Annotated in this window: 23 protein-coding genes; 4 read left to right on the top strand and 19 right to left on the bottom strand. The window is 61.2% G+C overall.

Features of this window, described 5'->3' with window-relative positions:
• Positions 1–81 precede the first annotated feature (81 nt).
• Entirely contained in the window at positions 82–792 is a 711-nt protein-coding gene (locus tag LJE93_02655) for an HAD-IA family hydrolase (GenBank protein ID MCG6947802.1), read from the bottom strand.
• A 90-nt stretch (positions 793–882) separates the two neighbouring features.
• On the opposite strand from LJE93_02655, the gene LJE93_02660 reads away from it, so the two are divergent.
• Complete coding sequence (locus LJE93_02660; protein MCG6947803.1) at positions 883–1,956, top strand: NTP transferase domain-containing protein; 1,074 nt, start codon at positions 883–885, stop codon at positions 1,954–1,956.
• Positions 1,957–2,061: 105 nt separating this feature from the next.
• Here LJE93_02660 and LJE93_02665 read toward each other — a convergent pair whose 3' ends face one another.
• The 14 genes from LJE93_02665 to LJE93_02730 form a co-directional block, all read right to left on the bottom strand.
• A complete protein-coding gene (locus tag LJE93_02665; protein MCG6947804.1) occupies positions 2,062–3,453 on the bottom strand; it encodes a sigma-54 dependent transcriptional regulator in 1,392 nt (463 codons plus the stop codon).
• Positions 3,454–3,534: 81 nt separating this feature from the next.
• The gene (locus LJE93_02670; GenBank protein MCG6947805.1) at positions 3,535–4,707 is read right to left on the bottom strand and encodes a hypothetical protein; all 1,173 of its coding nucleotides are present in this window, start codon (positions 4,705–4,707) and stop codon (positions 3,535–3,537) included.
• Positions 4,708–4,805: 98 nt separating this feature from the next.
• Complete coding sequence (locus tag LJE93_02675; GenBank protein ID MCG6947806.1) at positions 4,806–5,159, bottom strand: TraR/DksA family transcriptional regulator; 354 nt, start codon at positions 5,157–5,159, stop codon at positions 4,806–4,808.
• 75 nt (positions 5,160–5,234) lie between these two features.
• A complete protein-coding gene (locus LJE93_02680; GenBank protein ID MCG6947807.1) occupies positions 5,235–5,717 on the bottom strand; it encodes a 23S rRNA (pseudouridine(1915)-N(3))-methyltransferase RlmH in 483 nt (160 codons plus the stop codon).
• The gene (gene rsfS / locus LJE93_02685; GenBank protein MCG6947808.1) at positions 5,714–6,094 is read right to left on the bottom strand and encodes a ribosome silencing factor; all 381 of its coding nucleotides are present in this window, start codon (positions 6,092–6,094) and stop codon (positions 5,714–5,716) included. The genes LJE93_02680 and rsfS overlap by 4 nt, the downstream gene beginning before the upstream one ends.
• Positions 6,094–6,762, bottom strand: a complete 669-nt coding sequence (gene nadD / locus LJE93_02690; GenBank protein MCG6947809.1) for a nicotinate-nucleotide adenylyltransferase — start codon at positions 6,760–6,762, stop codon at positions 6,094–6,096. The genes rsfS and nadD overlap by 1 nt, the downstream gene beginning before the upstream one ends.
• Positions 6,759–7,772, bottom strand: a complete 1,014-nt coding sequence (gene obgE, locus LJE93_02695) for a GTPase ObgE (GenBank protein MCG6947810.1) — start codon at positions 7,770–7,772, stop codon at positions 6,759–6,761. Before obgE ends, nadD begins: the two co-directional genes overlap by 4 nt.
• A 78-nt stretch (positions 7,773–7,850) precedes the next feature.
• The gene (gene rpmA, locus LJE93_02700; protein ID MCG6947811.1) at positions 7,851–8,105 is read right to left on the bottom strand and encodes a 50S ribosomal protein L27; all 255 of its coding nucleotides are present in this window, start codon (positions 8,103–8,105) and stop codon (positions 7,851–7,853) included.
• A gap of 8 nt (positions 8,106–8,113) precedes the next feature.
• Positions 8,114–8,437 (bottom strand): 50S ribosomal protein L21, encoded by a 324-nt coding sequence (gene rplU, locus LJE93_02705; GenBank protein ID MCG6947812.1) that lies wholly within the window; start codon positions 8,435–8,437, stop codon positions 8,114–8,116.
• Positions 8,438–8,604: 167 nt separating this feature from the next.
• Positions 8,605–10,023: a hypothetical protein gene (locus tag LJE93_02710; GenBank protein ID MCG6947813.1), complete on the bottom strand. Its 1,419-nt coding sequence runs from the start codon at positions 10,021–10,023 to the stop codon at positions 8,605–8,607.
• 331 nt (positions 10,024–10,354) lie between these two features.
• Positions 10,355–10,828, bottom strand: a complete 474-nt coding sequence (locus LJE93_02715; protein MCG6947814.1) for a periplasmic heavy metal sensor — start codon at positions 10,826–10,828, stop codon at positions 10,355–10,357.
• A 22-nt stretch (positions 10,829–10,850) separates the two neighbouring features.
• The gene (locus tag LJE93_02720) at positions 10,851–11,324 is read right to left on the bottom strand and encodes a hypothetical protein (protein ID MCG6947815.1); all 474 of its coding nucleotides are present in this window, start codon (positions 11,322–11,324) and stop codon (positions 10,851–10,853) included.
• Entirely contained in the window at positions 11,321–11,905 is a 585-nt protein-coding gene (locus tag LJE93_02725; GenBank protein ID MCG6947816.1) for a sigma-70 family RNA polymerase sigma factor, read from the bottom strand. Before LJE93_02725 ends, LJE93_02720 begins: the two co-directional genes overlap by 4 nt.
• A 180-nt stretch (positions 11,906–12,085) precedes the next feature.
• A complete protein-coding gene (locus LJE93_02730) occupies positions 12,086–12,994 on the bottom strand; it encodes a diacylglycerol kinase family lipid kinase (GenBank protein MCG6947817.1) in 909 nt (302 codons plus the stop codon).
• A gap of 869 nt (positions 12,995–13,863) precedes the next feature.
• Between LJE93_02730 and LJE93_02735 the strand changes: the two genes are divergently transcribed.
• The 3 genes from LJE93_02735 (at position 13,864) to LJE93_02745 (ending at position 18,146) form a co-directional block, all read left to right on the top strand.
• Positions 13,864–16,155 (top strand): inorganic phosphate transporter, encoded by a 2,292-nt coding sequence (locus LJE93_02735; GenBank protein MCG6947818.1) that lies wholly within the window; start codon positions 13,864–13,866, stop codon positions 16,153–16,155.
• 161 nt (positions 16,156–16,316) lie between these two features.
• Positions 16,317–17,450 carry a Na/Pi symporter gene (locus LJE93_02740; GenBank protein MCG6947819.1) on the top strand — a complete coding sequence of 378 codons (1,134 nt, stop codon included), beginning with the start codon at positions 16,317–16,319 and terminating at the stop codon, positions 17,448–17,450.
• A 3-nt stretch (positions 17,451–17,453) separates the two neighbouring features.
• Positions 17,454–18,146: a hypothetical protein gene (locus LJE93_02745; GenBank protein ID MCG6947820.1), complete on the top strand. Its 693-nt coding sequence runs from the start codon at positions 17,454–17,456 to the stop codon at positions 18,144–18,146.
• A gap of 13 nt (positions 18,147–18,159) precedes the next feature.
• On the opposite strand, the gene LJE93_02750 is transcribed toward LJE93_02745, so the two are convergent.
• The 4 genes from LJE93_02750 to pstB form a co-directional block, all read right to left on the bottom strand.
• On the bottom strand, positions 18,160–19,437 hold the full coding sequence (locus LJE93_02750) for a hypothetical protein (protein ID MCG6947821.1): 1,278 nt from the start codon (positions 19,435–19,437) through the stop codon (positions 18,160–18,162).
• The gene (locus tag LJE93_02755) at positions 19,434–20,120 is read right to left on the bottom strand and encodes a response regulator transcription factor (protein MCG6947822.1); all 687 of its coding nucleotides are present in this window, start codon (positions 20,118–20,120) and stop codon (positions 19,434–19,436) included. The genes LJE93_02750 and LJE93_02755 overlap by 4 nt, the downstream gene beginning before the upstream one ends.
• 1 nt (position 20,121) lies before the next feature.
• Positions 20,122–20,790 carry a phosphate signaling complex protein PhoU gene (gene phoU / locus LJE93_02760; protein ID MCG6947823.1) on the bottom strand — a complete coding sequence of 223 codons (669 nt, stop codon included), beginning with the start codon at positions 20,788–20,790 and terminating at the stop codon, positions 20,122–20,124.
• 40 nt (positions 20,791–20,830) lie between these two features.
• The coding region (pstB, locus tag LJE93_02765; GenBank protein ID MCG6947824.1) for a phosphate ABC transporter ATP-binding protein at positions 20,831–20,968 on the bottom strand (138 nt) is incomplete at its 5' end.

The raw sequence follows: 20,968 nt of genomic DNA on the forward strand, positions 1-20,968 counted from the left end.
AGATCCCTGCGGGCAGAGGAGAAGAGGGGCTTGAGGGAGCAGGGCGGCAGGTTCGGCGACGATTGAGGGCGGGCTCGAAGCTCAGGGCACCAGATCGAGGATCTGGTCCAGACTCGAAATCCGTTGATAAGACTCTCCCCTGAAAAGGTTGTGCCGATCAACCAGGGCCGCAGCAAGCCCTGCCCTTTCGGCGCCGCTGTAGTCCTCGAGAGGAGAGTCGCCAACGTGGATCGCCTCTTCCGCCGAGAGTTCCATCCGATCCATCGTTCGCTGGAATATTTCGGGTGACGGCTTCTCGACGCCTTCTAGCGACGAGACCGTGACCGTGTCGAACATATCAGTCAGATCCAGGTTGCGGAGGATCTCGGGAAGCCGCCTGTCCCAGTTAGAGATCACAGCCAACCGGATTCCACGAGCGCCAAGCTCCTCCAAGGTGCTCGTGGTCTCGGGAAACACCTTCCACACGTTGGCCTCACTGAACGCCGAGTACAGATCTTCCAGCAAAGGCTCCCAGGGGGCGTCGTGGTCAAGGCGTTGAAGAACCTCGCGCACGAACTCTCCCCACCAGACAAGCTCACCTCCTGGAATCGAGCTGTAACGATCGTGACCGGGGACCGTTCGGCGTTGTAGCTCGGCCCACGCCTGGCGAAATACCGGTGCGACCTCCTCGGCTCTGACCGGGCGTCCGAGGCGGCTCAGGTGATGGGCATAGATCTCCCCCGGGCTCGGATCGCAGTAAATCATGGTTCCGCCAACATCGAAGGTGACTGCTTTGAAACCGTTCTCTCTCATGAGCAGAGAATACCGGAACGTGTTAACCCGCACTCGGCTTCCTCTCTCCACCGCTGCCCTCCTCCTCCGCCGGACCGGCTAAGATAAGACATGCTTCACGCGGTCATCATGGCTGGTGGATCCGGGACCAGGTTCTGGCCGGCTTCGCGATGTAATCGCCCGAAGCAGTTCTTGACTCTCGCCGGTGACACGCCGCTGCTACGGGTGACATACGAACGGCTCGAGGGCCTGGTCCCACCGGAGAGAGTGTGGGTCGTGACGACCGTTGCAACCGCCCAGGCGACCCGCTCGATGCTTCCCGAGCTGCCACCAACCAACATTCTCGCCGAACCGGTTGGCCGCAATACGGCAGCCTGTGCGGGTCTCGCAGCCCATGCGACGCTGGTCAACGATCCCGACGCAGTTTGCATTATCCTCCCCGCCGACCATGTCATCGGCCAGGAGGATCGCTTCCGCTCAGCAATGGACGCGGGAGCGAAATTGGTGGCCCGGGAGGGTGGCCTCCTGACTTTCGGTATTCAGCCGAATTACCCGGAGACCGGATACGGCTATCTCGAGCTCGGCGAGGAACACTCACGCGAGAGCGAATGGGTCATCCACCGCTTGCAACGCTTTGTCGAGAAACCCGACGTCGAGAGCGCACAGCGCTACGTGGACTCGAAACGATTCCTATGGAACGCTGGCATCTTCGCCTGGCGCGCAGCTGATTTGCTCGATGAGATTCGACGGCAGCTGCCCGAGCTTGCCGACGGCCTCGATCGCATCGCCTCATCCGTCGGGACATCTGCTTTCGACTCGGTGCTCGCCGAAGCCTACCCGCACCTTCCAGCGACGTCGGTCGATTTCGGCGTCATGGAAAACGCCGAGCAGTGTTGGACGGTCCCGGTCGATTTCCCCTGGTCTGATGTCGGATCGTGGCCGGCCCTCGAGGGCGTACTCGCCGCCGACGATGCCGGCAACCGGGGGCGCGGTCGTGTTCACGTCGAAAACGCCGGCGACAATGTGCTCGTCAGCACCGGCCCGGTCCTGTCAGTCGTCGGCGTCAAAGATCTGGTGGTAGTCGCCACACCCGATGCGGTGCTGGTGGTACCGAAGGACGAGGCACAGCGGGTCAAGAACGTGGTCGAGGCGCTGAAGGCAAAGGGCTGGGACGACGTCCTCTAATCGAGTTCTGAGTTCTCAGTTTTGAGTTTTGAGTTCCACCCACCTCCCCATTTCTGAATCGGGCGGATAAGGGAATACTCAAAACTCATAACTCAACACTCAAAACTATTTCTTCTCCCTCAGCCCATACTGGTCGAGCTTGCGATAAAGGGTGGATCTTCCGATGCCGAGCTGGCGTGCAACGTCGGAGAGGTTGCCCTTGTTGTTCTCCATTGCGCGGATAATAGCCTCACGCTCGAGCTCCTCGAGGTTGAGAGTGCCGGTACCGACCGGGGCGGGGGCCTCCACCGCTGGTATCGTCTTGCCAGACGCGACCGCCGATTCTCCGCCGATTCCCGACGGCAGATCGTCGAAGGTGAGCTCGAGGCCGGAGGATACGAGGAGTGTCCGATGGATGACATTTTCCAGCTCACGTACATTGCCCGGCCAGCCATGGCTCGACATCGCTTCCATCGCTCGAGCCTCGACCCTGGTGACTCTCTTGCCGGCGTCCCTGGCGTATTTCTCGAGGAAGTGTTCGACCAACAGCGGGATGTCCTCGCGTCGGTCACGCAACGGCGGCAGTGTGATCGGGAAGACGACCAGCCGGTAGTAAAGGTCCTGGCGGAAGGATCCTTCCTCGACCATTTTCGCGAGATCGCGGTTTGAGGCCGAAATGACCCGCACGTCGAGCTCGATCGTCTCGGTGCCGCCGACCCGTTGCAGAACGCGCTCCTGCAGCACCCTCAGCAATCTGGCCTGGGCCGAGGGAGACATTTCGCCGACCTCGTCGAGAAATATCGTGCCACCGGAAGCCTGTTCAAACTTGCCCGGATGGGTGGCGACGGCGCCGGTAAAGGCGCCCTTCTCGTGACCGAAAAGTTCGCTCTCCTGCAACCCTTCCGGGATGGCTGCGCAATTGACATCGACAAATGGCCCATCCGAGCGTAGCGAGGCGTAGTGGATGGCCTTTGCCACCAGCTCCTTGCCCGTGCCGCTCTCGCCAGCAATGAAGACGGTGATCTCGGATTCGAGGACTTTCTCGATCTGGTCGTAGACCTTTCGCATTGCAGCCGAGGAGCCAACAATGTTCCGTAGGTGGTAGCGGTCGGAGAGCTCCTCCTTGAGACGCGCCACCTCCTTCTCGAGGCTGCGGTGGGAAACGGCGTTACCCAGAGTCGTCAACAAACGTTCCTGGTCGATTGGTTTGGTCAGATAGTCGTAGGCGCCGAGCTTGGTGACCTCGACGGCTCGTTGAACGTCATCATCTGCAGTCACCATGATGACCGGAATCGTCGGATGGCGCCGGCTGATCTCCTTGAGCACCTCGACGCCGTCGACCTCGGGCATCATCAGGTCGAGGAGAATCGCGTCCGGCACGCTACCGGAGCTCGCGAGGACCTCCGCTCCGGATGCGAACGTATCCACCCCGTGCCCGGCTTCGGTGATGATGAAGCTGAGCAGCTCCCTGACCGCCGGATCGTCGTCTACCACCCAGATCATTTTGCTTTCGGTCATTTCGCCCCTCAGTTTACTCGAATACCCAGCGCTATTCGTGGTCGTCAGTCAGCCGCTCCGTGGGAACGGACGGCCAGAAGGTCAATGCAGAAACGAGGTCAGCCACACCGACAATGTTTCCCCCGGCATGTCGCCACGCAGTGCCAGCTCCACCGCTCCCGCATCAGCCAGCGCTTGGACCAGCTCATCGTCAGAGTATCGGCCCGCTCCCCTGAAAAGAGCGCCGAGAGTAAATGGAGAGGGCCCCTTCCCCGTCGCCCCCCAGAGTGGTGACGGCGCATCGGTCTTGGCAAGCTCGATGATCGTCGGGCCGAGCCCACTCTTGAACCTCCTCGGGTACCAGGTATGTTCACGCGTTCGATCGGGGGCCATTTCGTCGAGTAACCCGTTGTCCGCGGCCAGCCGCCTCAGGTAGAGGAGGTTCTGAAGCAACGCCGATATCTGGCTAAACAGAACCGCGGGCACCCCCTTTGGGGCGACCGGTTTCCCCTGTCGATCGCGAATCTGAATACCGGCTTCAGCTGCTGCCATGATGTCGAGCACCGGCGCAGATTGTCGGGCCAGAACCCCATCGCGCACGACGTCCAAAGATCGTTCCCTGGGAAAGCTCAGGGCCCGGACGAGATCTTCGTCGACCACACCGTCCACGTTGGCCGCGACCAGCTTGCGGCACTCCTGAACCAGCGCCCGAGGGGCGAATCCGAGCCGGTCGAGGAGCAATCGAAGGGCTTCAGGTGAGAAGCGGACGTCCCCTGCGTGCGCAGTCACGAGTTTGCGCAGCATGGTCTCCTGCTCGCGCGAAAGGATCGTGTCTTCCCAGGGCTTGGGAGGTTCCGGTGCCGGCCGCCACTGCACCTCACCGATTTCTCCAACCGCATCTACCAGGGCGCATTTCGGCCTGCCGTGGCACCATGCACCCATCACCAGGCCAACACCCTCGGGCAACCCATCGTTCAGAACGCGCACGACCGGCATCGGGTCGACCGTCGCTTTGACCGCCTTCCGCGCCAGGGGAGGCCGCCGTGCCGGTATGTCGAGCCATGACCGCACGTCAGGCACCACCAACACGCGCTGTTGTGCGAACAGGGATGGCGAGCAGAGCTCGACCGCGAGGTCCTCCGGTGAGATCGTTTCAGGCTGCATATCGGGATCCACACCGCCAAAGTCCGCGCACATCGACTTCAGCGTCTCGGCGAGGGACTGTTCGAGCAGGAAATCGTCCGATGAGACCACCAGCGAAACTGGAGCGCTCACCGGCCCTCCCGCGCCAGCCCAGGTGGCCGTCGAAGAAATGAAGGCTCGGGAATTTTCCGGTTCATTCTCGGATCACGAGGGCCGGTGGCGACGGGATTTCAGATCTCTCCCCTGTCCTGCAGCTCCTGGCATTTGATGCAATGACGGGCCCAGGGCACGGCGTCGAGGCGGCCCAGGTCGACCTTCTTCCCGCACTCGACACAGGTGCCATACGTGCTGGCCTCGATGCGATCGAGGGCATCATCGATGCGGCGCAAAATCTCGCGCTCACCCGCGGTCAGTTGATAGCTCAGATCACGAATCACGGTTGAAAGGGCCCGATCGCCGAGATCCGGCGCCTCCTTGCCGTCCGCTTCCGTCTCGCTGGAACGCGCCGCCTTGACCAGATGAAGAAGGGATTCCCTCTTTGCCAGCAGCTGTTTGCGGTAGCGTTCCCGCTGTCTCTTGTTCATCGATCGATCCTCCGAGCGGGTGGGGTTGACGCACCCGCGACACTGCGGCCCCAGGTCCTCCCCGGTGACCGTTCCTTATTGTACGCAAATCCTGTGATACGCACCACCGTCGAGAATGCTGGTCGCACGAAAGAGCTGTTCCCACAGCACCAGGCGAGCCACGAGGTGGGGCAAGGTCATCGGGCTGAGCGACAGCGTCTGATCGGCGCGGGCGAGAAGATCCCGATGCAGGCCGAGATCACTACCTATGGTGAAGAGCACTCCCGCGATGCCACGGTCCGCGAGATTCACCAGCCGTTTCGCAAATTCTTCGCTCGATCGTGGCGAACCATTTTCGTCAAGAGCCACCAATTGCCAGCCCGAATCGAGGTGCCGCACGAGAGCGTCGGCTTCCAGCTTGAGCACGCGCTCCGGGTCTTTGCCGCGACCCCCTCCAGATGAACGGACAGGCCGATCCTCGGCCGGCCACTTCCTCTGCACTCTCTTGCGGTAGATCTCGACCTGACGCTCATAGGGGCTCGCCGACACACGGCCAAGCCATGCGACCCGGATTCTCACTGCGATGCGCTCTCGGTGATCTTGAGGACATCGGCGTCGAGCCTGGGGGCATCACCCCACAGTCCATCGAGACCGTAGTAGGCCCGTCGTTCTTCGGTGAAGACGTGGATCACGAATTCGCCGTAATCGAGAAGCACCCAATCCGAGCGCCTCTCACCCTCGACGTGGAGCGGCAGCCGCCCAGATTCCTTGAGCTGCCGTTGCATCTCGTCTGCGATCGCCGAAACCTGACGTTCACTGGCGGCCGAGCAGATCAGGAGGCAGTCGGTGTACGACGTGAGTTCCGACACCTCGAGGCCGACGATCTGAAATGCTTTCTTGTCGGAGGCGGAGCGAGCAGCTGTTGCAAGGAGGTCCAATGTCTCGGTGTCTGCCATTACTGCTCCGATCCTTGGGTCGGCGAATAGAGGCCGTACTTTTCGATATAGGAGTGAACCTCATGAGGAACGAGCTCTCGAATCGGCAGCCCTCGACTCTGTCGGTTGCGAATCGAGGTGCCCGAGATCGGGAAAGGTTCGTGGTTCAGCAGATAGACGGTCAGCTCCGCAGGATCCGGGACCTCCTCGAACGGCTCGACCACTTGCATTCGCGGAACGAGTCGTTCGGGCACGCGATTTTCGAGTTCTTCACCCCACATATGAGCGCGGTGGAGGACCACAAGGTGGACCGAATCAACGAGCTCCTCCCATTTCTCCCACGTCTCGATCTGCGAGAAAGAGTCGGATCCGAGAATGAAGTAGAAGGTACCGTCCGGAAAGCGCTTCCTGAACCGCTGCACGGTCTCGACCGAATAGGTCGGTTGGGGAGCGAAGACCTCGTCGTCCGAGGTGAAGAAATTGTCGTAAGGGAGTGTCGCCATCGCCACCATCGCGAGGCGGTGCGTAACCGGGGTCAGCGGCGCCGAATCCTTATGGGGCGGCGATCCCGCCGGAACAAAATAGACGGCCTCGAACTGAAATGTTTCTTGCGCTCGAACCACCGGTACCAGATGGCCAAGATGAAAGGGGTCGAAGCTCCCGCCGTAGATCGCGATACGCCGTGTCATGACTCTTGAGAAACCTCCTCGACCATTTTGAAAAGCACTTCCAGAAGACCATCAACACCTTCGCCCGTGACTGCCGAAATGGCGATCCACTCCACACCATGTCCCGACGCGGCATCGGCCAACTCTCCGAGGATAGCCTCACGGTCGTTCACTGCATCGAGCTTGGTCCCCACAAGGAGCCAGGGTCGATGTTCGAGCGGTGCAGTGTGCGCCTCCAATTCACTGCGAATGGTATCAACCCTTCCGGCGAGAGGCGAGGCAGAAGACAAATCGGCCAGATGGACCAGCACCGGGCACCGTTCGACGTGCCTCAGGAACTGGATGCCCAGGCCCGCTCCCTCGTGTGCGCCCTCGATCAAGCCGGGGATGTCTGCCATCACGAGGGTACGAAGATCATCGCCCGGCGGGCTGACCACTCCGAGATGCGGCTCGACAGTGGTGAAGGGATATTCCGCAACTTTGGGCCGCGCCGCGGAAAGGCGCGACAGGAGCGTCGACTTGCCGGCGTTCGGAAGACCGACCAGACCGACATCGGCGAGCAATTTGAGCTCGAGCTCCAATTCGATCTCCTGTCCTTCGCCACCATCCTCCGCAATCCGCGGAACACGGTTGGTCGAGGTCGCGAACCTGGCGTTTCCGCGACCGCCCCGACCCCCTTTTGCGACCACCATCTCCTGTTCGTTCTCCACAAGATCGCCGAGAACTGCACCGCTCGTCACATCGCGCACGACAGTTCCCGGGGGGACCGGAAGCCGGGCATCTTCGCCGCTGGCGCCGGTCTTGTTGGAGCCGCGGCCGTGTTGGCCGCGTTCAGCCCGAACGTGGCGTCGCTGGTGGAGATGAAGGAGGGTGTTGAGCCCCTCATCAACGACCAGAATCACGTGACCTCCGCGGCCTCCATCCCCGCCGTTCGGACCCCCTCGGGGGACGAACTTCTCCCGTCGGAACGAGATACAGCCGTTGCCGCCGTCGCCCGCCTTGACAGTGATCCGTACCGAGTCGACGAGCATCGATCAGACGGAGCCCCACCGCAACGCAAACGCGCTCGTTCGGTTGCCGTGATATGTCATTTTGAAGGGTTGGGTCGCTCAGTTCGAAACGATGCTGATGAAACGGCCGAGTCGACCCCGGTTCTGGAACTTCACTTCACCGGCCGAGGTCGCGAAAAGAGTGTCATCACCACCGCGCTTGACGTTTACGCCGGGCTTGAATCGCGTCCCTCGCTGGCGGACGAGGATCGTCCCCGCGGTCACCTGCTGGCCGTCGCCGACCTTGGTTCCAAGACGCTTCGCGTTTGAATCACGGCCGTTGCGGCTCGAGCCCTGTCCCTTTTTGTGTGCCATGATGCCCCCTACGCCTCGATCGCTTCGACCCGGACCTTGTAGTAGTCCTGCCGATGACCCTGGGTCTTCTTGTAGCCTTTGCGGCGCTTTTTCTTGAAAACGATGACCTTTTCACCGCGGACCGGCGCCATCACCTGGCCGCGCACGATCGCGCCGTCGACCGTTGGCTGACCGATGCGCACATCCTTGCCCTGGCTCACCAGCATGACGCGATCGAAGAGCAGATCATCGCCCTCCTTGAGATCGGGCTGGATGCGCTCGACCAGCAGCTCGTCGCCCGGACTGACCCGGTACTGCTTGCCGCCGTGTTCGACTATTGCGTAATCACTCATTCCACACCTCTCCCCTGCAAAAAGGGGCCGTATTTGTAACAGACAGGCCGTTTTGTGTCAATAGTGACGGGAGGTTTGGAGTAGAGAGTTTTGAGTTTTGAGTTCCCGCCCACCCTCCCGCCGATCTCCGGTTGGCTAGACTCGAACTCCATGTCAATTGCCGAAGCCTAATAGACCCAGCTCGACCAGGTCGGGTCGCAATCCTCGAATCCGCTGTGAAACAGTGGGATGTCGAGGGCCCACAACTCGCTACCGTGACTCCCGTCATCAGCCGCGAAGAGGAGACGATCTCCAACCACTCGAAGGTTTCCGGGATAGGCGTTGGCGCCAAGGTTGTTGATGTCATACACCATCACGGTGCAGGCCTCGGTGCCGTCGGAGCGCCAGAGCTCCCACCCGTGGACACCGTCGTTCGCCGTGAAGTAGATCTCGTCACCGGCGACGACGATTTCGCTGTTGACGCTGCTCATCCCGTCGCCTCCATCCGGGTTGATGTCCTTGACCATCCAGGTGCCGCCCGCGGTCCCGTTGGAGCGCCACAGCTCCGATCCGTGGGTGACGTCGTCGGCGATAAAGTAGAAGAGATCTCCGTCGAAGTCCGTAATCAGATCGATGTAGCCCGGCGTCGAACCGGGCCCGATCTCCTTGACCTTGGCAGTGCCACCCGGGGTTCCGTCCGAGCACCAGAGCTCGGCCCCGGTACCACCCGTCCCAAGAGACCGGAAACAGACTCCCGTGCCTACTTTGGCGATTCCGCCCGTTCCGCCGCTGCATGTGCCGGGGCAAATGTCAATCACAGTCGGGACACCGCCGACCGTGACCCAAAGCTCTGAACCGTATGTTGTGTCTCCGTCGGTAGCCCCAAAGAACAACCGACCACCGGCCTCGGTAAGTTCCGCCGGACTCGACCACAGCAGATCCGGCGCGATGTCCTCGACCATGACGGTACCTGCACCGGTGCCATTGGAGCGCCACAACTCTTTCCCGTGGGTGCCATCGTTGGCGGTGAAATAGAGTGTGGTGCCCACCGCAACCAGCTTTTCAGGGGTCGAAGACGTTCCTCCGAGATAGATGTCCTTGACTCGCGTGGCCGTTAGAGTACCCTGGTCGATCTTCCACAGCTCCATCCCCTCGCCCCCACCGGTTTCGGCGCCACCAAAGAACAAATTGCTGCCCACCGTCACCATCAAAGAACCTTCGACATCAATATTGGCCTTGATCGATGGACCCACACCGAGGGCGAAGATACCGGGGACCGTACCGTTGGAGCCTTCGAAAAAGATGTCCCCCGCGAACGTTTCGAAGCCGGCCGGGGTCGAGGATTGAGTGCCCGACCAGAGGTCCCTCATATCCGTGCCTGCCGCCGTGCCGTCGGACCACCACGGCTCCCAGCCGTAGGTGGGGTTGTATGCGCGAAAATAGTAGTAGCCATTAGCAGCGTAAACATTTTGGATGTAACTGTGATCAGGGCCCGTGTTGACATCCATCACGAGGTACGGATCGGCACCATCAACCGGGGATGCAGAGAGCGCCAGCGCCACGATGAAATAGAGGACCACCTCGCCGCGTCGATCGACAGAACCCATGACTCAGCCTCCCCGTGTCTCTCGGCAGGTCATTCGATGCACATGTTTCAGTACCGATCATGATGGGTCGTCCTCCAGATGTTGTCAATCCTGGCAGACATGGTCTCAGGAAGGCCGGGGTCCGGAGTTTTGAGTTTTGAGTTTTGAGTTTTGAGTTCATCAAAGTCTGGTGTCGATGTTTCCATTGTCAAGCGGCAGGCGCCTGTACCTTGTGTCCTGTATCTGGGTGGGTGGGTGGATCGAGTATCCAGTATCCAGCATCAAGTATCGGGCGGGCGGTTGGGCGCAAGAACGGGCCCCGAAGGGCCCGATGAACTGCCTCGAAAATCTGTCAGAATCCCGGAGGGCGCTCTCCTTGGGGCACCGTGCCCCGGGCACCGGGCCGTCGTTGCTCCATGCGGTTCTGCTTGGTCCGCTGCTTCACATCCTGGATCTTCCGCCACTGCTCGTAGGTCAGGATCTGGCGCACCTCGAGCAGCATCTCGAAGCGTTCGGTCTCGAGCCTGTGGCGCGCGGTTTGGAACGCGGCGTAGGCAGCACGCACAGGATCCGGATCGAAGACCTCCCGGTCGACCGAGTCCGCGAGATCCAATCCAGCCTTTTCCACATCGGCCTTGAGGTCGATCATCCTTTTGGCGTGGGTGAAGACCACGTCCCGTATCCGACCCTGCTGGTCTTCGGTCAGTCCGATGTGCTCCACCAAGCGCGGATTTTCCCACCACCTGCCCGGCGGCAAGTCGAAATCGTTCGCCGCCACAGGGCTTGCTGCGATCAACACTCCAAGGATCAACATCAACTTCTTCATGACTGCCTCCACTCTCGCCCTCTCACGACGCGCCGTTCTCGTAAATGGCATCTTCCAGTCCCGGTTCGATGATTTCGAATCCCGGGATCGAGTCGTCGGCCAGCACCGCGTCGACCTCGGCCAGAATCTGCTCGACGGCTAATTCCGTCGCAGCCCCGTTGTCAACCACCACCGGTGCCGGCGCCCACAACACACGTAGCGCAATCGCCGTCACCAGAATCGCGGCAGCGGCGAGAATCGGCCGTATCCATCGCCGATTTCTCTGCGTTCTGACAACCGGCGTCACCGGCAGCTTGGCCATGATCTCTTCCCGCTGCCGGTCCCAGTCCGGAGCCTCGGCTACGAGGTGCTGACGCTGTTGCTCGATCGCCTCCGCCATGAGCGAGACCCGCTGGCGGCAGCTCAGGCACGACCCGAGGTGCTGCGCAGCCACCGCCTCGAGTTCGAGACAGGCCACCGCGGCGGTGATCTCATGTTCTTCGAGATGGCTCTTCATCTGTATGCTCCCAACTCCTCGCGCAGCCGGTGCACCGCCCGGTGCAGCTGCGTCTTGACCGTCCCCACGTGAACGTCGAGGACTTCCGCGATCTCTTCCAGCTCCATCTCGGCGTAGAAACGGAGGCGGAAGATCTCGCGTTGGCGCGGGGGCAGATCCTCCTCGAGCGCGGTGAGGGAGGCGACGGCCTGTTTCTGCATCGATCGGGCCTCGGGTCCGGCATCCCTGTCCGGCAGCTTGTCGAGGAGGCCGACATCATCGTCGGTATCGTGCTCCTCTTCGACCACCGCCTCGCGACGACGACGACGCAGCTCGTCGAGGCAGGTGTTGATGGCGATCCGAGTGAGCCAGGTCGAGAAGGCGGCACGCCGATCGAAATCACCTATCCGCGTGAAGGACTTGACCAGGCTGTCCTGCGCCGCCGCGTCTGCGTCCGCCGCTCCGACATACTGGCGACACACCATCCACACCCGGCGCTGGTGGCGGTTGACGAGCTCGCCGAAGGCATTGCGGTCGCCGTTCTGCGCCCGCAGCACCAACGCATCATCCGCTTCGGACAGATCGGTGCGAGACGGATCCATGGCCATTGCTCGTAACACAACGATACGACGATTCGCGCCGCATCGCGGTTGACAACCACAAAGCCAGTTAAAATCGCCCCAGGATTCCTGTTTTGAGTTCTCAGTTTCGAGTTTTGAGTTGTCCCCCACCCACCCCTGTTCGATTCGGGCGGGCGGGCGGGAACTCAAAACTCATAACTCTCAACTCAAAACTCGGTCCTCGGTTGGCACAACCACCGTTAGCGCTCCCGGCACCACCTCGAAGCGAGCCACCGGCGGCTCGAGGGTCACCGAGTTTCCGTCGAGGTGGGCGGGCAGGGGCTCGGAGAAGTGCAGCTCGAGCCACCGCGACTGCAGCTCGTGGCTTCCCCTCGAGGACCCGAGGGTGCCACGCATGGCCGCGACCAGCCGCGTCAATCGGCCCAGAGTCCCGACGTCCTCCGCCAGACAGGCATCGAGGAGACCGTCGTCCGGCACGGCGGCCGGGGTCAGGGCGAAGCCGCCGCCGGTCGTCGGACCGCCATGGACTGCGAGAATCAGCATGGTGCCGTCGAAGTTATCCCCTTCGGTCACCATCCGCACAGTCTGCATCCGGTAACGAAAAAGCGACTGTAGAACGGCGGCCAGGTACAGGGCGAATCCTCCCAGAATCGGGTGCTTCGCCGCCTTGAGCTTCATCGCGCGGTCGTTGATGTCGCCGGTCATACCGACGCCGATGGCATTCAACACCACGTGGTCGCCGATGGCGATGAGGTCGACCGCTCGAGTACGACCTCCGACCGCGACCCTCGCCGCGGTTTCGAGGTCCGTGGGTACTCCGAGAGTTCGTGCGCCGTCATTTCCCGTTCCCAGGGGCAGGATCGCGAGCTCGCCGTTTCCGGCCCGGTGGAGCCCCTCCGCCGCCTCGCAGACTGTGCCGTCCCCGCCGGCTACCACCACCCGCCGAACACCGTCCGCGACCGCTGCGGCCGCGAGCTCGGTCGCATGCCACGGCGCTTCGGTGAACACCACCGGCGCCGACACCCCCCAACCGGCCAGCTGCTCTTCGATCCGCGGCCACTCGCGGCCGAGCCTTCCGCTGTCCGCCGCCGGATTGACGATGACCCGCACGGCCAAAGCCTAACAGAGAGACTCCTTCTCGAGCCACGAAAAGTGGCGCCGGGGGGGACCGGCGCCGGGAGGGGAGGGACGTACTGACCACCGTCTTGTGCGGCAGAGTATGGCGACACTGTGCGAACCCCTCGTTGACGGGACATGAAGTCGACGTAAACTTGTCGTCTCCGCCAACGGTGCCGGCCACCTCTCTCAGGCTTTGCAGCAGCGTTCATACAGGGCCAGGTACTTCAAACTCTCTTTACACACCCTTCATCGAATTCTGATGCCGGATTCGCAGTGGTTTCACCCCGCCGCTCGAACCTTTCGCTATGGATACGCGGCAGAGCCACCATCCGCCAGCACGAAAATTTCACCCCGGTCCGTTGCAGCCGGCCTCGAAACGGAGTGCCCCAAAATGATGTACTGCTACTCGGACGCCGTGAGCCCGACGGATCATTCCGCATCCGCCGGCTCGGTCACTCATGCGATCGATGCCGCAACCAGATTCGAAACCAGGTGCGAGTGGCGGTCTCCGTCACAGAGCGAGAAAGTCGCGGCTCGCAGGGTGATGCCGGAGGCGTTGAGGACTATCCTCTGGACCCTGGCGAGATATCGACCCGAACGTGGGGATGGATGAAACGCCCATTCCCGCCTGAGCTGTATCGCTCGCCGACGCAGAACGACAGATCACCTGTAACTCGATCCCCACATCGCTGCATAAAACGACCTCGGTACACACAGAGTGACTCTGTTCATGAATCCAGTCCACCCGGCTGCAGTCACAAATTGAGTTTCGATGCCGGCTGTACTACCGTGTGTTCGGATTGACGCCGACAGAAAATGGGTGTGATCGAGAACAGTGAGAACCTCCACTTAGGGGCATCATGAGTTTCTTTCAAATAGCGATCGTCATCCTCTTCGGCCTCGCCGTCTCGGACCTGGTCGTCGGCGTCAGCAACGACGCGGTCAACTTCCTCAACTCCTCGATCGGCTCACGGGTGGCACCGCGATACGTCATCATGATCATCGCCAGCCTCGGCATACTCGCCGGCGTGACGTTTTCGTCCGGCATGATGGAGGTCGCGCGCAAAGGCATATTCCACCCGCAACTTTTCACAATGCCCGAGCTGATGACGATCTTCCTCGCCGTCATGCTGACCGATATCATCCTCCTCGACCTCTACAACACCTTCGGTCTTCCCACGTCGACCACCGTGTCGATCGTCTTCGAGCTGCTCGGCGCAGCGGTCGCCGTGTCGCTTCTCAAGCTGTGGGAGAGCGGTTCGAGCCTGGGGGAGCTGGTCAACTACATCAACTCCGGCAAGGCGCTGGCCATCATCTTCGGAATCCTGCTGTCGGTTGTGATCGCGTTCCTCGCCGGCGCTGTGATCCAGTATTTCAGCCGACTGATCTTCACCTTCGATTACGAGAAACGCCTCCGGCGCTACGGCGCGCTGTGGGGAGGAGCGGCGCTCGCGTCGATCACCTATTTCATTCTCATCAAGGGCGCCAAGGGGGCCTCGTTCATCACTCCCGAAACTCTCTCGTGGATCAAGGACAACACCGGCCTGATCCTGATCGGTTCATTCGTGGTGTCGGCGATTCTGCTGCAGCTTCTGATGACCTTCACCCGCATCAACCCTCTGGCACTGGTCGTCCTCGTCGGCACATTTGCCCTCGCCATGGCCTTCGCTGCGAACGACCTCGTCAACTTCATCGGCGTACCTCTCGCGGGCCTCAGCGCCTACACCGAGGCCTACGCCACCGCGGACCCGGTGAACGCAACGATGGAGGCGCTGGCGCAACCGGTGCGCTCGAGCACCCTGTTTCTTTTGACTGCAGGTGTGATCATGGTGATCACTCTGTGGTTCTCGCGCAAGGCCCGTTCGGTCACAAAAACCGAGGTCCGCCTGGGAAGACAGGAGGAAGGCTTCGAGCGTTTCGAATCGTCCGTACTGTCCCGGGCCATCGTCCGTTCGGTCGCAAATGCTCTGGGGAATGCGGGAACGCTCATTCCGAAACGCCTTCGAGGGTGGATTGCGAGTCGGTTCGATCGCTCGGAGATTCGACCCGCCCCGGCGGCCGATGGGTCAGTGCCGTCGTTCGACCTGGTACGGGCCGGCGTCAATGTGATGGTTGCAAGCGCGCTGATCTCACTGGCAACATCGTTCAAGCTGCCGCTGTCGACCACATACGTGACCTTCATGGTGGCGATGGGCACATCTCTCTCGGACCAGGCCTGGGGGCGGGACAGTGCCGTCTATCGGGTGAGCGGGGTTCTCACCGTCATCGGGGGCTGGTTCTTCACCGCGATGATGGCGTTCACTGTTTCATCGATCTTCGCGACCCTGATTCTCTTCGGAGGCGGCTGGGCGGTCGGCGGCATTCTCGCTCTCGCGGTGTTCATGATCTACCGATCACATCACGTCCACCGGCGCCGCGAGAGGGCAGAGGAATCCGTGGACGTTTTCAACCTTCGCAAGATCAAGGACTCGACCGCGGCGGCCGAGGTGACTGTCCGTCATCTGGGCGTTTTTCTGCGCGAGGTGCGGAGGGTCTATTACACCGGATTCGACGGTCTCTTCGAGGAGAACCGGCAAGAGCTCAAGAAGGCCCGCGAGGGGCAACGCAAGGTCCAGCAGTGGTCCAACGTCATCGCCGCCAACATCTTCAAGGTCTTCCGCCTCCTTGAGTGGGAAGATGTCGAGACCTCCCAGCGGTACGCCCTCACCATCAGCAGCCTGCAGGAGATCTCGGAGAGCTTACGGGACATCGTCGTCCGATCCTACCTCCACGTTGCCAACAACCACTCGGGACTGCTCGCCGAACAAATCGCGGAGCTCGACAATATCCGGACCGACGTCGGGCAGATTCTCGAGCGTACCTCGAATGCGCTGCTCCTCGACGCAGAACCCGACACCGAAGCGATCGCAGCGGCCAACCGAGACCTGCGGATGTTGGTCAACGAATTCGACCAAAACCAGATTGCGCGGATCCAGGACAACCACTCGAAGACCCGACTCAGCATCCTCTTCTATAGCCTGGTTTGGGATTCAATGAAGATCGCCGAACAGACGACCTACATCTTCGACGTCTATATCGAATCTCTTCGACGCGACGGCGATACCAGCGGCCCGGGAGACCCGCAGGAACAGCCGCACGCCGAATCGGCCTGATCAGCTTGTTCCCAAGCGCTTATAACCAGACAGCAAAATAAAGGCCTCGAGCCGCCAGGCATACGGCATTGGCAGAGTCGCTGCTAGGATGACACAGCGGTCGCGAGGTCCCCTTCCGCGGCTGCCAGTCCAACCAGTTGACTACTGGGGTCTCCACGTAGATGAGCAACAGTATCGAAAAGGACATTCAGGACGCCAGCACGGATGCCATGTGGCAATCCACAGCCGCACGCGTGTTGACGCTTCTGCTGCTGCTCTACGGTTTCCTCGTCAGCATCGGCATGCTTGGCAAGGCGTTCAAGATGTTCTCCGGCGGATTCGTTGGTGGATTGATCCAAAGTGCGTCGGACCCTCTGGTCGGCCTGTTCGTTGGGATCCTGGCGACAACTCTCGTGCAATCCTCATCGACCACGACGTCGTTGGTGGTGGCAATGGTTGGCAGCGGCAGCATGCCGATCGACACGGCTATCCCGATCGTCATGGGTGCCAACATTGGCACGTCGGTCACGAACACCCTCGTGAGTCTCGGTCACATCGGCCGCGGCCGCGAGTTCGAGCGGGCGTTCGCCGCTTCGACGGTCCACGATTTCTTCAATATTCTGTCAGTGGTTTTTCTGTTTCCACTTCAGATCTCCTCAAATTTCCTCGGACGCCTCTCGACCGCCCTGGCACAGATTTTCCAGGAAGTCGGCGGGCTCACGTTTTCGAGTCCCCTCAAGCTCCTCACCGGCCCTGCCGTCAACGCCGCGGCGTCGGTTTTTGAAGACCACCCCTGGCTACTCCTCCTGGTCGCTCTCGCGATCATGTTCGCCTCGCTGCGGTACCTCGTGGTGGTCCTCAAATCCATCGTCCTCGGCCGCGTCGAGGTCTTCTTCGACCAGACGCTCTTCGCCAACGCGGGCCGAGCGATGCTCTTCGGTCTCGTCATCACAGTATTTGTCCAATCATCAAGCATCACGACGTCTCTTGCCGTTCCCCTTGCGGGCGCCGGAATACTGACGCTTGCGCAGATCTTCCCCTACACCCTTGGCGCGAACATCGGTACGACCATCACGGCGATCCTGGCGGCCCTCGCAGTCGGCGAGCTCAGCGCGGTCACCGTGGCGTTCGCCCACCTTCTTTTCAACGTCTGCGGTATCGCAGTGATCTGGCCCTTGCCAGCGATACGCAAGATACCGCTTGGCCTTGCCGAAGGGTTTTCGTCGCTTGCAGCAAGCCATCGCTGGATAGCCGTCGCCTACATCCTCGTCTGTTTCTACACCGTGCCATTCGTGGCAGTTTTACTTTTGAGGTGAACCATGATCAAGGAATTTTTCGAGCTATTTCGCCGAGACAATCTGATGCAGCAGGCCTACGACCAGTCACTCGAGATGCTCGAGGCCGACCGGGAGATGTTCCTCGCCGCCTCAAGCTCGCTTCGCGAGCATGACGACGCGCGCATCGAGCTCGACATCTACGCCAAGGACCAGCTGATCAACGCCTACGAGCGCGAGGTCCGACGCAAGGTGTTGACCCACCTCGCGCTGACAACGAGCAAGAACATCGCCGCCGGTCTCGCGCTGGTGAGCATCGTCATCGATATCGAGCGCATCGGCGATCTGACCAAGAACATCGTCGATCTGGCCCTCAATCACCCGGGAAAGCTGCACTGCGGCCCGCTCGAGGAAGGCATCCGCAAGATCGAAACCACGGTCAAGACGATGTTCACCCTGCTCATCGAGGCCCTGCCCGAGGGAGACGTGGACAAGGCCAAGGAGGTGATGTCAGAGCACTGGTGGATCGCTCGCCGGAGTGATGAGATCTTGAATCGACTGATCAAGCGGAGCGAGCCCGATTTGGTGTGTGCCGAGGCGGTGAGCACGGCGCTCTATGTGCGGTTCCTCAAACGAATCTCGGCCCATCTCATGAACATCGCCTCGAGCATCGTCAATCCGTTCGATCGCATCGGCTTTCGGGATGGCGATGCGATCAACCCGCAGGACGACGAGTAGCTCGAATCTTTGGTCAGTCTGGCTTCTGCACCGGAAGAAAACGAACCCTCACCGTGGTCCCGACGCCCTCTCGGGAGTCGAGCTCCAGCGTGCCTCCCAGGGCCTGTACCATGTGCTTGACGATGGCCAGACCGAGGCCGAGGCCCCCGTCACCCGGCGTTCTCGCCCGGTCCACCCTGTAAAATCGCTGAAGAACGGCCTTCAGCTCACCGGACGGAATCCCTTCACCATTGTCCTCGACCTCGATCACCGGCGTATCATCCTCGGTGAAACCCCGGACCTTGACCCAACCGCCAGGTCGGTTGTACTTGATCGCGTTGTCGACCAGATTGCGGATCACACGATAGAAACCGCGGCGATCGCTCCAGCACTCCAGGCCGTCCTCTATCGCCAACCTCACCTCGACCTTCGCCGATTCAGACTCCGGCTTCAGGTCCACCACGACATCATGGACAATTGACGCCACTGACACAGGTTCCAGCACGAGCTCGACCTGCCCCGCCTCGATGGTGGCAAGCTCGTAAAGCTCCGCAGTGAGGCGGTCGAGACGCTCGACCTGATGGACCAGCATCGCCGCGAGACGCGGATCCACCTCGCCCTCGAGTGCTTCGACGGTGGTCCTGAGAACGGTCAACGGCGAGCGCAGCTCGTGGCTGAGATCCTGGACGAAACGTCGCCTGAACTCGGCCGCCCTACGCACCAGCCCAACGTCGGTGAACAGGACCACCGCACCGCCACCGCGCACCGGAAAGGCGTGGACCTCCCACAGGCCGCGAGGGTTTTCGATCACCACCGGTTCGGGATCCTCGCCGCCGGCTGCTGCCTCGACTGCTCTCACCGCCCCCGGGTTGCGCAGGATTTCCAGTAGGTGGGTGCCCACCGCGACTCGCTCGACACCACAGAATCGTCGCGCCACCCGGTTGATCAGACGGATATCGAGGTCAGAGCTCACGACCAGCAAACCGTCACCGAGACTCGACGTCAGGTCTTCGAGCAGCTCTGATGTCCTGGCCCTCTCTGATTCGCAGGCACGTGCCGTCTGATGGAGTTCTCTCACAGCGCGTTGCGCGTCATGAGCATTATCCGCATCAAGATCACGCATCATTTCCCGTACCGGCGCCGCAGTCGTTCGCCAGGTCACCATTTCGAGGGACACCACCGCCAGCACCCAAAGCAGTATCGCAACCCACACTCCGCTCCAACCGTCACGTCCCGACGCCCAATAGAGGCCCAGGAACAACAGCGGCAGCCCCGCCAGAGCCGAAGTCAGCAGATGGACGCGTCGCTTCACGAGTAACCCCGAAATCGATAGCCGGCGCCGATGATCGTCTCGATCACCTCACCGCCGAGCTTTTTCCGGAGCGCCCTGACGTGGACATCGACCGTCCGCGTTTCGATGTCGCTCGACAGACCCCAGACCCGTTCAAGGATGTTCTCGCGCGACGCGACCCGCGGCCTTGTCGTCACCAGATGCCACAGGAGTTCGAACTCACGTACGGTGAGCCGGACAGGCGCGCCGTCGAGCTTCACCTCCATCGCCCCCCGGTCAATTTCGAGCCGGGAGTCGGCGTAGGAGTCGTCCGGCACACCGCCGTCCAGGTTCCTCCGCCGGAGAAGTGCGCGGATCCGGCTGCGGAGTTCTCGCAGAGAGAACGGCTTCGTGATGTAGTCGTCCGCGCCGAGGTCGAGGCCGAGGACCCGATCACTCTCGGTCACCCTCGCGGTGAGGATGATGATCGGCAGGTCGGCAACCGCCGGCGTTTCGCGCAACTCACGACACACGCCGAGCCCGTCGAGGTCCGGCAGGTTGAGGTCGAGAATCACCAGGTCCGGCGGATTGTCGAGGATGCCCTCGAGCCCCTCGCGACCGGTGGCGAAACGCTCCACTTGATATCCGTCACGCTCAAGAGCAATTCCGAGCGTCGTCGAGAGGTCCGGATCATCTTCCACCAGCACCAACCGTTGGGAGGTCATCTCATTTCTCCTGCGCGATATCGATGTGTCGGATCGGCTCTGCCTCGACGAGGTAGACGACCTCCTCGGAGATGTTGGTCGCCTGGTCGGCAATCCGCTCGATGTGACGCGCAACGAGAATCAGATCGATGGCCCGTGAGATCGTTTTGGGATCCTCGATCATATAGGTCAGGAGGACTCTGAAAATCTGCAGGTACAGCGCATCCACCTCGTCGTCGCGGAGGATGACGCCGCGCGCAGCATCGGCATCCCGCGCCACGTACGCTGCGATGGCGTCGGTCACCATCGCATGCGCGAGGCCGAGCATGCGCGGAAGGTCGACCAGGGATTTCAGCTGCGGGTACTTGCTCAGATGAAGGACGCCCTCCGCAATGTTGACCGCATTATCGGCGATCCGCTCGAGCTCCGGTCCGAGCTTGATCGCGACGATGACAAAACGGAGATCTGTTGCAGTCGGCTGCTGGCGCGCGATGAATTCTGTCGCCAGGCGATCGATCTCGACCTCGTGCTGGTCGATCTCTTCATCCATCGCGATGACTTCCTCGGCGAGCTCGACATCCTGGTTGGCGAGGGCCACCGAGATGTCGTCGAGGCATTTTTCCACCAACCCGGCCATCGACAGGATGCTTCGCTTGATCTCTTCCAGTTCTTCTTCGAATTGCCGCTGCATGGGTGACTCCAGTGAGCTAAAATCTACCAGCTCGATCCTTCTATCCAAATCTCCCGGTGATGTACTCTTCGGTGATCGCTTTCGCGGGCTTGGTGAACATGGTGGTCGTATCTCCCACCTCCACCAGTTCACCAAGCATGAAGAAAGCCGTCCGATCGGCGATGCGTGCCGCCTGCTG

This window comes from Acidobacteriota bacterium (assembly GCA_022340665.1).
Classification (GTDB): domain Bacteria; phylum Acidobacteriota; class Thermoanaerobaculia; order Thermoanaerobaculales; family Sulfomarinibacteraceae; genus Sulfomarinibacter.

Bases quoted from the DNA above. Each gene is read 5' to 3' on its own strand.
- LJE93_02725 (MCG6947816.1), bottom strand. From the start codon at position 11,905: ATGGATCCGTCTCGCACCGATCTGTCCGAAGCGGATGATGCGTTGGTG.
- LJE93_02660 (MCG6947803.1), top strand. From the start codon at position 883: ATGCTTCACGCGGTCATCATGGCTGGTGGATCCGGGACCAGGTTCTGG.
- LJE93_02675 (MCG6947806.1), bottom strand. From the start codon at position 5,159: ATGAACAAGAGACAGCGGGAACGCTACCGCAAACAGCTGCTGGCAAAG.
- obgE (MCG6947810.1), bottom strand. From the start codon at position 7,772: ATGCTCGTCGACTCGGTACGGATCACTGTCAAGGCGGGCGACGGCGGC.
- LJE93_02735 (MCG6947818.1), top strand. From the start codon at position 13,864: ATGAGTTTCTTTCAAATAGCGATCGTCATCCTCTTCGGCCTCGCCGTC.
- LJE93_02755 (MCG6947822.1), bottom strand. From the start codon at position 20,120: ATGACCTCCCAACGGTTGGTGCTGGTGGAAGATGATCCGGACCTCTCG.
- LJE93_02710 (MCG6947813.1), bottom strand. From the start codon at position 10,023: ATGGGTTCTGTCGATCGACGCGGCGAGGTGGTCCTCTATTTCATCGTG.
- LJE93_02665 (MCG6947804.1), bottom strand. From the start codon at position 3,453: ATGACCGAAAGCAAAATGATCTGGGTGGTAGACGACGATCCGGCGGTC.
- phoU (MCG6947823.1), bottom strand. From the start codon at position 20,790: ATGCAGCGGCAATTCGAAGAAGAACTGGAAGAGATCAAGCGAAGCATC.
- LJE93_02740 (MCG6947819.1), top strand. From the start codon at position 16,317: ATGAGCAACAGTATCGAAAAGGACATTCAGGACGCCAGCACGGATGCC.
- LJE93_02745 (MCG6947820.1), top strand. From the start codon at position 17,454: ATGATCAAGGAATTTTTCGAGCTATTTCGCCGAGACAATCTGATGCAG.
- nadD (MCG6947809.1), bottom strand. From the start codon at position 6,762: ATGACACGGCGTATCGCGATCTACGGCGGGAGCTTCGACCCCTTTCAT.
- LJE93_02720 (MCG6947815.1), bottom strand. From the start codon at position 11,324: ATGAAGAGCCATCTCGAAGAACATGAGATCACCGCCGCGGTGGCCTGT.
- rsfS (MCG6947808.1), bottom strand. From the start codon at position 6,094: ATGGCAGACACCGAGACATTGGACCTCCTTGCAACAGCTGCTCGCTCC.
- rplU (MCG6947812.1), bottom strand. From the start codon at position 8,437: ATGAGTGATTACGCAATAGTCGAACACGGCGGCAAGCAGTACCGGGTC.
- LJE93_02715 (MCG6947814.1), bottom strand. From the start codon at position 10,828: ATGAAGAAGTTGATGTTGATCCTTGGAGTGTTGATCGCAGCAAGCCCT.
- LJE93_02655 (MCG6947802.1), bottom strand. From the start codon at position 792: ATGAGAGAGAACGGTTTCAAAGCAGTCACCTTCGATGTTGGCGGAACC.
- rpmA (MCG6947811.1), bottom strand. From the start codon at position 8,105: ATGGCACACAAAAAGGGACAGGGCTCGAGCCGCAACGGCCGTGATTCA.